Source organism: Mycobacterium seoulense, assembly GCF_010731595.1.
Taxonomy (GTDB): Bacteria; Actinomycetota; Actinomycetes; order Mycobacteriales; family Mycobacteriaceae; genus Mycobacterium; species Mycobacterium seoulense.
The window spans coordinates 4,817,784-4,831,113 of the sequence record NZ_AP022582.1 but is presented as its reverse complement, the minus strand read 5'-3'; the positions used below and the strand labels follow the sequence as shown (position 1 = coordinate 4,831,113).

At 71.3% G+C, this 13,330-nt stretch carries 12 protein-coding genes and 1 pseudogene; 3 read left to right on the top strand and 10 right to left on the bottom strand.

Going from position 1 to position 13,330, the window contains the following annotated elements:
* Window positions 1–18 precede the first annotated feature (18 nt).
* Window positions 19–1,425: an ethanolamine ammonia-lyase subunit EutB gene (locus G6N37_RS22370; RefSeq protein ID WP_163683586.1), complete on the top strand. Its 1,407-nt coding sequence runs from the start codon at window positions 19–21 to the stop codon at window positions 1,423–1,425.
* Window positions 1,425–2,165: pseudogene (gene eutC / locus G6N37_RS22365) on the top strand (ethanolamine ammonia-lyase subunit EutC); the annotation flags it as partial. The gene G6N37_RS22370 and the pseudogene eutC, both read left to right, overlap by 1 nt.
* Here eutC and G6N37_RS25960 read toward each other — a convergent pair.
* The 8 genes from G6N37_RS25960 to G6N37_RS22325 are packed head-to-tail and all read right to left on the bottom strand — an operon-like array spanning window position 2,125 to window position 10,701.
* Entirely contained in the window at window positions 2,125–3,315 is a 1,191-nt protein-coding gene (locus G6N37_RS25960; protein WP_163683584.1) for a vWA domain-containing protein, read from the bottom strand. The pseudogene eutC and the gene G6N37_RS25960 sit on opposite strands and share 41 nt — an antisense overlap.
* Window positions 3,316–3,321: 6 nt before the next feature.
* Window positions 3,322–3,969, bottom strand: a complete 648-nt coding sequence (locus G6N37_RS22355) for an SRPBCC family protein (RefSeq protein WP_163683583.1) — start codon at window positions 3,967–3,969, stop codon at window positions 3,322–3,324.
* Between the two features lie 12 nt (window positions 3,970–3,981).
* A complete protein-coding gene (locus tag G6N37_RS22350; RefSeq protein WP_163683582.1) occupies window positions 3,982–4,860 on the bottom strand; it encodes an AAA family ATPase in 879 nt (292 codons plus the stop codon).
* Window positions 4,857–5,744 carry an XdhC family protein gene (locus tag G6N37_RS22345; RefSeq protein WP_163685387.1) on the bottom strand — a complete coding sequence of 296 codons (888 nt, stop codon included), beginning with the start codon at window positions 5,742–5,744 and terminating at the stop codon, window positions 4,857–4,859. The genes G6N37_RS22350 and G6N37_RS22345 overlap by 4 nt, the downstream gene beginning before the upstream one ends.
* Window positions 5,741–8,140, bottom strand: a complete 2,400-nt coding sequence (locus tag G6N37_RS22340) for an aerobic carbon-monoxide dehydrogenase large subunit (protein WP_163683581.1) — start codon at window positions 8,138–8,140, stop codon at window positions 5,741–5,743. The genes G6N37_RS22345 and G6N37_RS22340 overlap by 4 nt, the downstream gene beginning before the upstream one ends.
* Window positions 8,137–8,613: a (2Fe-2S)-binding protein gene (locus G6N37_RS22335; protein ID WP_163683580.1), complete on the bottom strand. Its 477-nt coding sequence runs from the start codon at window positions 8,611–8,613 to the stop codon at window positions 8,137–8,139. Before G6N37_RS22335 ends, G6N37_RS22340 begins: the two co-directional genes overlap by 4 nt.
* Before the next feature lie 2 nt (window positions 8,614–8,615).
* A complete protein-coding gene (locus tag G6N37_RS22330) occupies window positions 8,616–9,497 on the bottom strand; it encodes an FAD binding domain-containing protein (protein ID WP_163683579.1) in 882 nt (293 codons plus the stop codon).
* A 43-nt stretch (window positions 9,498–9,540) separates the two neighbouring features.
* Window positions 9,541–10,701, bottom strand: coding sequence for an XdhC family protein (locus G6N37_RS22325; RefSeq protein WP_174813871.1), 1,161 nt, complete (start codon window positions 10,699–10,701; stop codon window positions 9,541–9,543).
* A gap of 22 nt (window positions 10,702–10,723) precedes the next feature.
* Between G6N37_RS22325 and G6N37_RS22320 the strand changes: the two genes are divergently transcribed.
* Complete coding sequence (locus tag G6N37_RS22320; RefSeq protein WP_163683578.1) at window positions 10,724–11,689, top strand: LysR family transcriptional regulator; 966 nt, start codon at window positions 10,724–10,726, stop codon at window positions 11,687–11,689.
* Window positions 11,690–11,790: 101 nt separating this feature from the next.
* Here G6N37_RS22320 and G6N37_RS22315 read toward each other — a convergent pair whose 3' ends face one another.
* Window positions 11,791–12,435: a TrmH family RNA methyltransferase gene (locus tag G6N37_RS22315; protein ID WP_174813870.1), complete on the bottom strand. Its 645-nt coding sequence runs from the start codon at window positions 12,433–12,435 to the stop codon at window positions 11,791–11,793.
* Window positions 12,432–13,325: a hypothetical protein gene (locus G6N37_RS22310; protein ID WP_174813974.1), complete on the bottom strand. Its 894-nt coding sequence runs from the start codon at window positions 13,323–13,325 to the stop codon at window positions 12,432–12,434. The genes G6N37_RS22315 and G6N37_RS22310 overlap by 4 nt, the downstream gene beginning before the upstream one ends.
* Between the last annotated feature and the right edge of the window lie 5 nt (window positions 13,326–13,330).

The following is a 13,330-nucleotide window of genomic DNA, read 5'->3' as shown; positions in this document are numbered from 1 at the left end:
CCTGCCTCATACTGATATATGCGCTACCGGCAAACCATTTCGGGGACCACGCACGCCTTCGAGGGGCTGGTCGACGTGATGGCGAAGGCGACACCGTTGCGCTCCGGCGACCAGCTCGCGGGGTGCGCCGCCGGCTCCGATGCCGAGCGTGCCGCCGCCGCGTGGGTGCTGGCGGACATGCCGCTGGAGACGTTCCTCACCGAGGCGGTCGTGCCGTACGAGACCGACGAGGTCACCCGGCTCATCATCGACGGTCACGATCGCGAGGCGTTCGGCCCGATCGCGGGCCTGACCGTGGGCGGCCTGCGCGACTGGCTGCTGGACATGGCCTGCCGCGACGACAGCGCGACGCGGATCGCCGCCGTCTCCCCCGGGCTCACGCCGGAAATGGTCGCCGCGGTGTCCAAGATCATGCGCAACCAGGACCTGATCCTGGTGGCCGCCGCCGCGACGGCCACCGCGGCCTTCCGCACCACGATCGGCCTGCCGGGCACGCTGGCGACCCGGCTGCAACCCAACCACCCCACCGACGACCCGCGCGGGATCGCCGCGGCGCTGCTCGACGGCCTGTTGCTGGGCTGCGGTGACGCGGTGATCGGCGTCAACCCGGCGACCGACTCGCCCCAGGCGGCGTCGGACCTGCTGCACCTGCTCGACGACATTCGCCAGCGGTTCGCGATTCCGGTCCAGTCGTGCGTGCTGTGCCACGTCACGACGACCATGGAGCTGATCGAGCGGGGCGCGCCCGTCGACCTGGTGTTCCAATCGATCGCGGGCACCGAGGGCGCCAATTCCTCGTTCGGGACCTCCATCGGCATGTTGATGGAGGCCAACGAGGCCGCCCGGTCGTTGCGCCGCGGCACCGTCGGCGACAACGTCATGTACCTGGAGACGGGGCAGGGCGCGGCCCTGTCGGCCGGGGCGCACCTCGGCGTGGGGAACAAGCCGGTCGATCAGCAGACGCTGGAGGCGCGCGCCTACGCGGTCGCCCGGGCGCTGCAGCCGCTGCTGATCGACACCGTGGTCGGCTTCATCGGACCGGAGTACCTCTACGACGGCAAGCAGATCATCCGTGCCGGGCTCGAGGACAACTTCTGCGGCAAGCTGCTCGGCCTGCCGATGGGCGTCGACGTCTGCTACACCAACCACGCCGAGGCCGACCAGGACGACATGGACACGCTGCTCACCCTGCTGGGCGCGGCGGGCACCGCGTTCGTCATCACCGTCCCGGGCGCCGACGACATCATGCTCGGCTATCAGAGCCTGTCCTTTCACGACGCGCTGTACGTGCGAAAAGCGTTGGGGCTGCGGCCCGCACCTGAGTTCGAGGCCTGGCTGGCCGGCCTGGGCATGGCCGACGCCGACGGCCGGATTCTTCCCGTCGACCTCGCGACGTCGCCGCTGCGCGCCCTGGCGGCCGGCTGATGAACGACCTCTGGGCGCCGCTGCGGGCCACCACCCGGGCCCGCATCGGGCTCGGGCGGGCGGGGAATTCGCTGCCGACCGCGCGCGTCCTGGAATTCCAGGCCGCGCACGCCGCCGCGCGCGACGCCGTGCACGAGCCACTCGACGTCGACGGCCTGATCCGGCGGCTGCACGACGCCGGCGCCGGCCTCGGCGAGCCGCTACGGGTGTGCAGCCGGGCGACCTCGCGCGAGGAGTATCTGCGCCGGCCCGACCTCGGCCGCAGCCCGGCCGACCTGTCGGGCCTGCCGGACACCGAGGCGGACATCGGGATCGTCCTCGCCGACGGGCTCTCGCCGCGGGCCGTGACCGAGCACGCCGCGGGCATGGTCGGCGCGCTGGTCGGAGAATTTCACGGCCGCTACCGGATAGCGCCGCCGGTCATCGCAACGCAGGCCCGCGTCGCGCTCGGCGACCACATCGGCCAGGCCCTCGGCGTCACAACCGTTCTCGTGCTCATCGGCGAACGCCCGGGGCTGTCGGTCGCCGACAGCCTGGGCATCTACCTGACGCATCGGCCCGCGCCGGGGCGCACCGACGCCGACCGCAACTGCATCTCCAACATTCATCCGCCCGACGGCCTGGACTACCCGACGGCGGCGGCGGTCGCGGCCGCGCTGGTGGCCGGGGCCCGCGAACTCGGCCGCTCGGGCGTCACCCTCAAAGACACAACGCGAGCAGCAATTGCCGTATCTCCGACAGCGAGTGCGCGGGCAGAAATAGATCGCAGTACGGCAGGGCCGCGGCCATCGAGCCGGCCAGCGGCTGGAAATCACCCTGCGCCGCACGCGGATTGAGCCAGACCAGTAACTCGGCGCGGCGCCGCAGCCGGGCCATCGCGTGCGCGAGCACGTCGGGGGGATCGCTGTCCCAGCCGTCCGAGGCGATGATCAGCACGGCGCCGCGCAGCGCGTTGCCGTGGGGCGGGGCCAGGAGCCCGTTCAGGCTGCGGCCGATGAACGTTCCGCCGTACCGGTCGGCGACCTTGGCGTTGGCCCGCTGCAGCGCCACCTCCGCGGATCGGTGCGCCAGCACCGAGGTGAGCCGGGTCAGCGACGTCGAGAAGGCGAAAACCTCGGGGTGGGTTCCGGGCTGGCGCGACACCGCCCGCATCAGATGCAGATATACCGTGGCGTAGGGCTGCATCGAACGGCTCACATCGCAGGCCAGGACGACCCGCCGGGGCCGGAGCCGCGGCCGGGTCCGGGCCAGGACCATCGCCTCCCAGCCGCTCTTGCGCGACGCGTTCATGGTCGCCCGCAGGTCGATCCGCTTGCCGGCGGGGCTGCGCTCGAATCGCCCGCTGCGCCGCCGCGGCCAGCGCGTGACGGTCGCCTCCAGCCAGTTGCCGAGCAGGCGGAGGTCTTGCGCGTCGAAGCGGTCGAACGGTTCGTCGGCCAGCGCGGCGATCCGGCTGGGCAGCAGATCCGGCAGCGCGAGGCTCGGGCCCGCCGCGTCGTCCGCGGCGGCCGGCGTTCGCGTCACCCAGGGCAGGCTCTGGGCGGACGCGGACCCACTGCCGGCGGGACGCAGCGCGCCGGCCGCGCGCGCTTTGGGGCCGGGCAGCGGCAGCGGGGTGAGGGGGCGGCCGGTGCCGTCGGGGTCGGCGGCGCCGAAGACCACCGCGAAGACCGCGTCGAAGGTGGCGAGATCCTCCATCCGGTTGACCAGCGTCAGCCTGGCCGCCCAATACAGCGCGGTGGTGTTGTCCGGCAACAGCTTTCGCAGCGCCTGGACAAAGCTCGCCGGGCCGCTGGCGGAGACCAGAACTCCGGCGTCGCGCAGCCGGGCGACCAGTGCCGCCGCGAACGCCGCCAGGTCGACGCCCCGCAACAGCACAGGGGAGCCCACGAGGCGCTAACGCCTCCGGCCGAGCAACCAGCCCAGCACCAGCCCGGCGAGCACGGCCAGCAGCAGCGGGGCGTATTTCTTGAGCTGGTCGCCCCCGGCGAGCTCGAGCAGATCGATGGGTTCGGGCTCGGCGCTGGTGACGGCGTGGCGCGGCTCCGGGATGCGCCCGACCTGTGGGGGTCCCTCGGATGTGGCCGGGGCCGCCACCGATTCGGCGGCGAGCTTGGCCTCGAGCGAGTCCACGAACTGCCCCAGCAGCTTCTCCGACACCTGTTGCAGCATGCCGCTGCCGAACTGGGCCAGCTTGCCGACGATCTTCAGGTCGGTGTCCACGGTGACGCTGGTCTTCTCGCCGTCGGCCTGCAGCTGGGCGGTGACCGTCGCGGCCGCGTTGCCGGTGCCGCGCGTCTCCTTGCCCTTGGCGTCGATGACGGCGCGGTACTGGCCGCGGTCCTGCTCGACGAAACGCACCTTGCCGCTGAATTCGCTGGTGACCGGCCCCACCTTGACCTTCACCTTGCCGGAGTAGTCCTCGCCCTCGTGGCCGGTGAGCTGCGCGCCCGGCATCAGCGGGATCACCTGTTCCAGGTCGCACAGCACGTCCCACGCCTGGTCGATGGGCGCGCTGACGGTGAACTGGTTGGCGATCTTCATCCCGTGGTCCTCTCAGGTGCGGCTGTATTCGATGAACGCGTCGCGAATCAGCGTACGGTCGTCGGGGGTCTTGGCCAGCGCCCCCAGGCTGACCAGCGCCGCCGGATCGACCAGGTCGGCGACGCCGAGCGCCACCAGGGCGGCGACCCAGTCGATCGTCTCGGCCACGCCCGGCGGCTTGTCCAGATCGAGATTCCTTGCCATACCGACGAATTGGGTGACGTGCTCGATCAGCGGGGCCGCGGCGCCCGGCACGGTCCGCCGCACGATCGCGGCCGCCCGCGAAGCCTCCGGGTAGTCGATCCAGTGGTACAGGCAGCGGCGGCGCAGCGCGTCGTGCAGGTCACGGCTCCGGTTGGAGGTGAGCACCGCGACGGGCGGGCGCTGCGCGACGAAGGTGCCCAGCTCGGGCACGGTGACGGCGGATTCGCCGAGGAACTCCAGCAGCAGCGCCTCGAATTCGTCGTCGGCCCGATCGATCTCGTCGATCAGCAACACCGGCGGGGTGGGCCCGCGGTGCCGCACGCACCGCAGGATCGGCCGGTCGACCAGGTAGGCCTCGGTGTACAGGTCGGCCTCGGCGATCTGGGTCCGCTGGGCTTCGGCCAGCCGGATGGACAGCAGCTGGCGTTGGTAGTTCCAGTCGTAGAGCGCCTCGGCGGCGGTCAGCCCTTCATAGCATTGCAGCCTGACCAGCGGCGTATTCAGCACGTCCGCAAGAGTTTTCGCGGCGGTGGTCTTGCCGACGCCCGGCTCGCCTTCCAGCAGCAGGGGCCGGCCCAGCGTGACCGCCAGGTAGATCGCGGACGCGGTCCCAGCGTCGAGCAGGTAGTCCCGCGCGTCGAACCGGGCGATCACGTCGTCGACGTCGCTGAACACCGCCGGCGTCATGCGCCGGCTTTCCCCGCGAACGCCGTGCGGCAGCCCGGGCCGCAGAACCAGTAGTCGGTGCCGGCCAGCCGCAAGTGCTCGGCGGCGGGGCCGATCGGCACGGTCATGCCGCAGACGGGGTCGACCGCCTCGTCGGGGGCGCCGTTCACCGGGCCGGCGGAGCGCAGGAGGCTGCCGTCGCGCACGGCCGCGATCAGTTCGGCGGCGATCGACACGGCGATCTCCGCGGGAGTCTTGGCCCCGATGCGCAATCCCACCGGGGTGTGGATGCGGGCCCGCTCGACGTCGGACAGGTCGAGCGCGTCCACAACCGACGCGCCGCGAACCCTGCTGGCGACCAGGCCGATGTAGCCGACGCCGGTGTCCAGTGCGGCGCGGATGATTTCGGCTTCCGGGCCGCCGTGGCTGGCGATCACGATGGCGGTGGGCGAGGCGGCGGTGTCGGACATGTCGGCGTCGCGGCGGACTTCGTAACCGAGCACGCCGCAGATCTGGGCCAGGGAGTCGGCGATCGGCGTCTCACCGTGGATCCGGATCATCGGCGGCGGCAGCTGCGGCGTCAGGAATATCTCCAGCGACCCGCCGGACAGGCACGGGTTGACGACGACGCAGGCGCCGGGCGCCTCGGGAAAGTGGACGTCGCCGTCGGGAAGCACTCGCAGCAGCACGCTTTCGCCTGCTTGCAGTGCGCCCAGCGCGGCTTTGCGGACGGAGTTCTGCGCGCACTGGCCGCCGACGAAGCCCTCGATGGTGCCGTCGGCCAACAGGATCGCCTCGTCGCCGGGGTACGCCGAGGCGGGCGGCTGGGCGCGCACCACCGTCGCGCGCACGAAGGGTGTGCGCGCGGCCAGTAGTTGCTGGGCCCGTTCGCTGACCGTGCTCAAATCGGTGGCCTCGCTCTGCCCTGCATCGCCTCCCACACCCGCGACGGGGTCAGCGGCATGTCGGCGTGGCGGACCCCGAACGGCGCCAACGCATCCACCACCGCGTTGACCACCGCGGGCGGCGACCCGACGGTGGCCGACTCGCCGATACCCTTGGCGCCGATCGGGTGGTGCGGCGACGGCGTCACGGTGAAACCGGTCTCCAGGTGCGGCACCTCCATGGCCGTCGGGATCAGGTAGTCCATCAACGAGCCGCCCAGGCAGTTGCCGTCCTCGTCGAACGCGATCATCTCCATCAGCGCCATCCCGATGCCGTCGACGATGCCGCCGTGTACCTGGCCCTCGATGATCATCGGGTTGATCCGGGTACCGCAGTCGTCGACGGCCAGGAAGCGCCGCACCTTGACCACCGCGGTGCCGGGATCGACGTCCACCACACAGAAATACGCCCCGTACGGGTAGGTCAGGTTCGACGGGTTGTAGCACACCTCGGCGTCCAGGCCGCCCTCGATGCCCTCGGGCAGGTCACCTGCCCCGTGCGCACGCATCGCGATGTCCTGGATCGTCACCGACGCCGACGGGTCACCCTTGACGTGGAAAGAGCCCTTCTCCCATTCCAGGTCGGCGACCGACACCTCGAGCATCCCCGAGGCGATGATCTGCGCCTTGTCGCGCACCTTGCGGGCCACCAGCGCCGCCGCCGCGCCGGAGACCGGGGTGGATCGGCTGCCGTAGGTGCCCAGACCGAACGGGGTCTGGTCGGTGTCGCCGTGCACCACGTCGATGTCGTCGGGCGGGATGCCCAGCTCCTCGGCGACGATCTGCGCGAACGTCGTCTCGTGCCCCTGACCCTGGCTCTGGACCGACAGCCGCACAACGGCTTTGCCGGTGGGGTGCACGCGCAGCTCGCACCCGTCGGCCATGCCCAGGCCGAGGATGTCCATGTCCTTGCGGGGGCCGGCGCCGACGGCCTCGGTGAAGAAGGCCATGCCGATGCCCATCAGCTCACCGCGCTCGCGCCGCTCCTTCTGCTCGGCGCGCAACGCGTCGTAGCCGATCATGTCCATGGCCTTGCGCATGGTGGCCTCGTAGTCACCCGAGTCGTAGGTCCAGCCGGTCTTGGTGGTGTACGGAAACTGGTCGGGCCGCAACAGGTTCCGCAGCCGCAGCTCGGCCGGGTCCATCTTGAGCTCGAAGGCCAGGCAGTCCACCAGTCGCTCGACGAAGTACACCGCCTCGGTGATGCGGAACGAGCACGCGTAGGCCACCCCGCCGGGCGCCTTGTTGGTGTACACCGCGGTCATGTGGCAGTAGGCGGCCTCCAGGTCATAGCTGCCGGTGAACACCCCGAAGAAGCCGGCCGGGTATTTCGTCGGCGCCGCCTGACCGTTGAACGCGCCGTGGTCGGCGAGCACGTTGGACCGCAGCGCCAGGATCTTCCCGTCCTGGGTGGCCGCGATCTCGCCGACCATGATGTAGTCGCGGGCGAAGCTGGTGGACGTCAGGTTCTCGCTGCGGTCCTCCATCCACTTGACCGGCTTGCCCAGCAGCAGCGAGCCGACGATCGCGCACACGTAGCCGGGATAGATCGGCACCTTGTTGCCGAAGCCGCCGCCGATGTCCGGCGAGATCACCCGGATCTTGTGTTCGGGCAGGCCGGCGACCAACGCGTACAGGGTGCGGTGGGCGTGTGGCGCCTGCGAGGTGGTCCACAGCGTCAGCTTGCCGGTGACCGGGTCCAAATCGGCGACGGCACCGCAGGTCTCCATCGGCGCCGGGTGCACCCGCGGGTACACGATCTCCTGCTTGACCACCACGTCGGCGCGCGCGAACGCCGCCTCGGTGGCGGCGGCGTCGCCGGTCTCCCAGTCGAAGATGTGGTTGTCGGTCTTGCCGTCGAGGTCGGTGCGGATGACCGGCGCGGACGCGTCCAGCGCGGTGCGCACGTCGACCACCGGGTCCAACGGGTCGTAGTCGACGTCGATCAGTTCGAGCGCGTCGCGCGCCGAATACCGGTCCTCGGCAACGACGAACGCGACCTCCTGCCCCTGAAAGCGGACCTTGTCGGTGGCCAGCACCGCCTGCACGTCATTGGACAGCGTGGGCATCCAGGCCAGGCCCTTCTCGGCCAGGTCCGCGCCCGTCACGACCGCCTTGACCTTCGGATGCGCCATGGCCGCGGTCACGTCGATGCTCGCGATGCGGGCGTGCGCGTACGGCGAGCGCAGGATGGCCAGGTGCAGCATGCCCGGCAACGCGACGTCGTCGACGTAGGTGCCGCGGCCGCGGATGAAGCGGGGGTCCTCCTTGCGCAGCATCCGGCCGTGGCCGCAGGGCTTTTGGTCGTTGTCGGCGGTGTCTTCGGGGGACGGCGGCCGGGACTCGATGGTGGTCATGACGTGGCCTCCGCGGAGCTGTGCTGTGCGGCCCACTGGATGGAGCGCACGATCGTGGTGTATCCGGTGCACCGGCAGATCTGCCCGGATATCGCCTCGCGGATGGTCTGCTCGTCGGGGTCGGGATCGCGGTCGAGCAGCGCACGGGCGGTGATCATCATTCCCGGCGTGCAAAAGCCGCACTGCAACCCGTGGCAGCGCATGAAGCCTTCCTGCACCGGGTCGAGCCGGCCGTCAACCGCCAACCCTTCGACGGTCCGGATGCTGTGGCCGGACGCCATCACGGCGAGCATCGTGCAGGACTTCACCGGCACGCCGTCCACGTCGACAACGCATGTCCCGCAGTTGCTGGTGTCGCAACCCCAGTGCGTTCCGGTGAGCCGCAACTGATCCCGCAGGAAGTGGACGAGCAGCGTCCGGGGCTCGACCTCGGCGGTCACCTGCTCGCCGTTGACGGTCATATTGACTTGCATGATCAGTTACCCCCTTGTTCGCGGACGCGCTCGGCCGCAGTGCGAAGCGTGCGGATGGTCAGTTCGGAGGCCAGGTGGCGCTTGTATTCGGCGCTGCCGCGGACATCGGTGACCGGGTCGCAGGCCTGCGCGGCGCGCCGCCCCGCGTCGGCGAAGACGCTCTCGGTGGCCGGCTGGCCGACCAACGCGGCCGACAGCTCGGCCAGGCCGCCGGGATCGGGATTCACCGCCGTCAGGTCGACCCGCGCGGCGGCGATCTGGTCGCCGTCCAGGGTGATGGCCGCCCCCGCGGCCGTGACCGCCCAGTCGCCCACCCGACGCTCCACCTTCGCATATGCGCTGGAGCTGTTGTGCCGCAACGGTATCCGGACCTCGATGAGGATCTCGTTGCGGGCCAGCGTGGTCTCGTACGGGCCGGCAAGGAAGTCGTCGATCGCGATCTCGCGTTCACCGGACGGTCCCCGGGCCAGGCACACCGCGTCCAGCACCGTGCACACCGTCGACAGATCCTCGGCCGGGTCCGCCTGGCACAGCGAACCGCCGAGGGTGCCGCGGTTGCGCACCACCGGGTCGGCGATCACGCGCTCGGCGTCCCGGAAGATCGGGCAGACCGCGGCCAGGGTGTCGGACTCCAGGATCTCCCGGTGCCGCGTCATCGCGCCGATGCGCACCAGCGTCGGATCGGTGATCACGTATCCGAGCTCGAGCGCGAGATCGTTGATGTCCACCAGGTATTCGGGGTTGGCGATGCGCAGTTTCATCATCGGCAGCAGGCTGTGCCCGCCGGCGACGACGCGCGCCCCCTCCCCTAACCGATCCAGCAGTCCGATGGCGTGGTCGACGCTGGTCGCGCGTTCGTATTCGAAGGGTCCGGGTACTTGCATGCGCCACAGTGTCAGCCGCCCTGACAGGGGCGTCAATAGCGAGTTAAGCAATCCCTGAACTCGCCGGGAAGCCGCCCGCTACCTCGGCGTCGTGGTGGATTCGCCCGACGATCTGGGCCAGGGGCCTGCCCCCGCCGCCCCAGCGCCTAGCGATGATGTCGGCGGCAATCGAGACGGCGGTCTCCTCCGGGGTGCGCGCGCCGAGGTCCAGCCCGATGGGGCTGGACAGCCGGCTCAGCTCGGCGTCGGACAGGCCGGCGGCCTTGAGCCGGGCCAGGCGGTCGTCGTGGGTGCGGCGCGACCCCATGGCGCCGACGTAGCCGACCTGGGGCAGCCGCAGCGCCACCTCGAGCACCGGCACGTCGAACTTCGGGTCGTGGGTGAGCACGCAGATCACCGTGTGGCGGTCGACGGCGCCCGCCTCGGCCTGGGCGGCGAGATAGCGGTGGGGCCAGTCGACGACGACGTCGTCGGCCGTGGGGAAGCGCGCCCGGGTGGCGAACACCGCACGGGCGTCGCACACGGTGACGCGGTAGCCCAGGAACGAGCCCTGGCGCGCCAGCGCGGCCGCGAAGTCGATGGCACCGAACACCAGCATCCGCGGCGGTGGCGCATAGCTGGACACGAAGACCTCCATGCCGTCGCCGAGCCGCTGCCCGTCGGGCCCGTACTCGAGCACCTCGCTGCGGCCGAGCGCAAGGAGGCCGCGGGCATCGTCGGCGACCGCGGCGTCGGCTCGCGCCGACCCCAGTGACCCCGCCATCCCGTCGGGCCGGATGACGACCCGCCGGCCGATCCAGGCCGGATCCGGGTGGGCGATGACGGTCGCGGTCGCCACCGCGCGGCGCTCGGCGATGTCGTCGGCCACCGCGCCGAGGTCGGGGAACGACGCGCGCGAAACCGGCTCGACGAACACGTCGATGACGCCGCCGCACGTCAGGCCGACCGCGAACGCGTCGTCGTCGCTGACCCCGTACCGTTGCAGCCGCGGCGCCCCGGTCTGCGCCGCCTCGGTGGCGAGGTCGTAGACCGCGCCTTCCACGCAGCCGCCCGACACCGACCCGCTGACCGAGCCGTCCGGCGCGACCACCATCGCGGCTCCCGGCGCGCGCGGCGCGGACCGGAAGGTGCGCACCACCGTCGCGAGGCCCGCGGTGTCGCCGGCGCGCCAGATCGACATCAGCTGGGCAAGCACGTCACGCACCCTTTTAAATTAGGCTGACTCCATGACCCCGGCTCAACTTCGGGCCTTTTCCGCGGTGGTTCGCCTCGGCTCGGTGCGGGCAGCGGCCGCGGAGCTGGGTGTTTCCGACGCCGGCGTCTCGATGCTCGTGACGGCGCTGCGCAAGGAGCTCGACGACCCGTTGTTCACCCGGACCGGCGCCGGGTTGGCGTTTACCCCCGGGGGGCTGCGACTGGCCAGCCGCGCGGTCGAAATCCTGGGTCTGCAACAGCAAACCGCCATCGAAGTCACCGAGGCCGCCCACGGGCGCCGGTTGCTGCGGATCGCCGCGTCCACCGCGTTCGCCGAACACGCCGCGCCCGGGCTGATCGAGCTCTTCTCGTCGCGGGCAGATGACCTGTCGGTCGAGTTGAGCGTGCATCCGACGAGCCGGTTTCGTGACCTGATCTGCTCGCGCGCCGTGGACATCGCGATCGGCCCGGCCAGCGAGAGTTCGATCGACGCGGACGACGCGCTGTTCGTGCGGCCGTTCCTGAAGTATCAGATCATCGCCGTCGCGGCACCCAAAAGCCCGCTGGCCGTTGGTGTTCCGACGCCGGCATTGCTGCGTCAGCAACAGTGGATGCTGGGCCCGTCGGCGGGCGGAGTGGACGGCGAGATCGCAACCATGTTGCGCGACTTGGCGATCCCGGAGTCACAGCAGCGGATTTTTCAGAGCGACGCGGCCGCCCTCGAGGAGGTGCAGCGGGTCGGCGGGGCCACGTTGACCATCGGCTTCGCGGTTGCCAAGGACCTGGCCGGCGGGCGCCTGACGCATGTGCACGGTCCCGGGCTGGACCGGTCGGGCGAGTGGTGCGCGGCGACGCTGGCGCCCTCGGCCCGTCAGCCGGCCGTCTCCGAGTTGGTCCGCTTCATCACCACCCCGCGCTGCACGCAGGCGATGATCCGCGGGTCCGGCGTGGGCGTGACCCGGTTTCGCCCGAAGGTGCACGTGACACTGTGGAGCTGAACGGGTTTCCGCGTGTGAATCGTTGGCCTTGAGTGTGCGCGCATGGCGGCGACACGCCGAGAATCGACGCCCTCAGCGCACACTCGACGCCAACCGGGCGCCTACCAGGCGTCAGACAGGTTGGCGTGCCGCCGAACCCAGGCGTGCATCGCGATCCCGGCGGCCACGCCGGCGTTGATGCTGCGGGTCGAGCCGAACTGGGCGATCGACACCGTCATCGCCGCGCCCGCCCGCAGGTCGTCGGTGATGCCCGGGCCCTCCTGCCCGAACACCAGCAGACACTCCCGCGGCAGCGCGGTCTCCTCGAGGCGCGTCGCCCCCGGGACGTTGTCCACCGCGACCACCGCCAGCCCGGCGCCGGCCGCGAAGCCGAGCAGCTCGGGGGTGCTGTCGTGGTGGCACAGCCGCTGATAACGGTCGGTCACCATGGCGCCCCGGCGGTTCCAGCGCCGCCGGCCCACGATGTGCACGGTGTGCACGGCGAAGGCGTTGGCGGTGCGCACCACCGAGCCGATGTTGGCGTCGTGCCCGAAGTTCTCGATCGCCACGTGCAGCGGGTGCCGGCGCCGGTCGATGTCGGCGATGATCGCCTCCCGCGTCCAGTACCGGTAGGCGTCGACGACGTTGCGAGTGTCGCCCTCGCGCAACAGGACCGGGTCATACCGTGGGTCGTCGGGCGGCTCGCCCGCCCAGGGCCCCACCCCGCCGGCCGGCGCGGCCCACTCGGTCGGCCCCGGGCCGGTCATCGCGGCGTCCACACGCCGGCGTGCGTGCCGTCGACCGCCACCGTCGCGTAGAGCAGCGCCTCGTTGATCTCGCCCTGGGTGCACAGCGACGCGCTCACGTGGACCGCGTCCAGCGAGGCGTCGGGCAGGATCAGCACCGACGACCCGTACGCCGCGCAAGCCGGGTTCAGCCCGGCGCCGGGCAGGGTCGGCGACGCCAGCAGCATCAGCGGCCCGCCGCGCTGGGCCGAGTCGTCGCGGTACCGCGCCGCGATCCCGTCGGCTTCCAGGCCCAGCAGCATGTAGCCGGTCCCGTTGAACGCCGCGGGATCGCCGAGCTGCGCCTTGGTCATCGGGGCGCCGTCGGCGCGCCAGGCCGACAGGCTGGTGGTCTTCACCGCCAGGCCGGTGTCGTTGGCGTTGGTGGGCATCAGCCCCACGGGGAACGCGGCCGGGTAGGCCGCCGACGTGTTCGGAATCCGGTCGCGCGGCGAGTAGCCGTACACACCGCGGACCTGGCTCCGATCCTTCAGCGGCCCAAGGCAAACCGTGCCGGTGAGCCGGTCACCCGGCGCCGACAGCGCCGAGTGGACGTCGGGCGGCTTCGCCGTCGGGCGGTCACAGCTGCCCAGCCCGGTCGCCTCGATCGGGTGCGACAGCGCGCCGTAGAGCCCGAACCGGATGTCCTCGGGCTTGGCGTGCGGCGCGTGCGGATCGGCCGCGGAGGCGTCGACATCGATGAGCACGTAGTCGTCGGCCCAGCGCAGGTTCGACACCGACATGTTCCAGCCCAGCAGGGAAAGCGATTCCCCGAACCACGCCCCCTGCGCGCCGTAGGGGCGCACGGGGTGGCTCGAGCCCGAGCAACCCGTCAGGCAGGCCAGCAGGCAGACGGCTACCGCGAGAAGGATTGCGC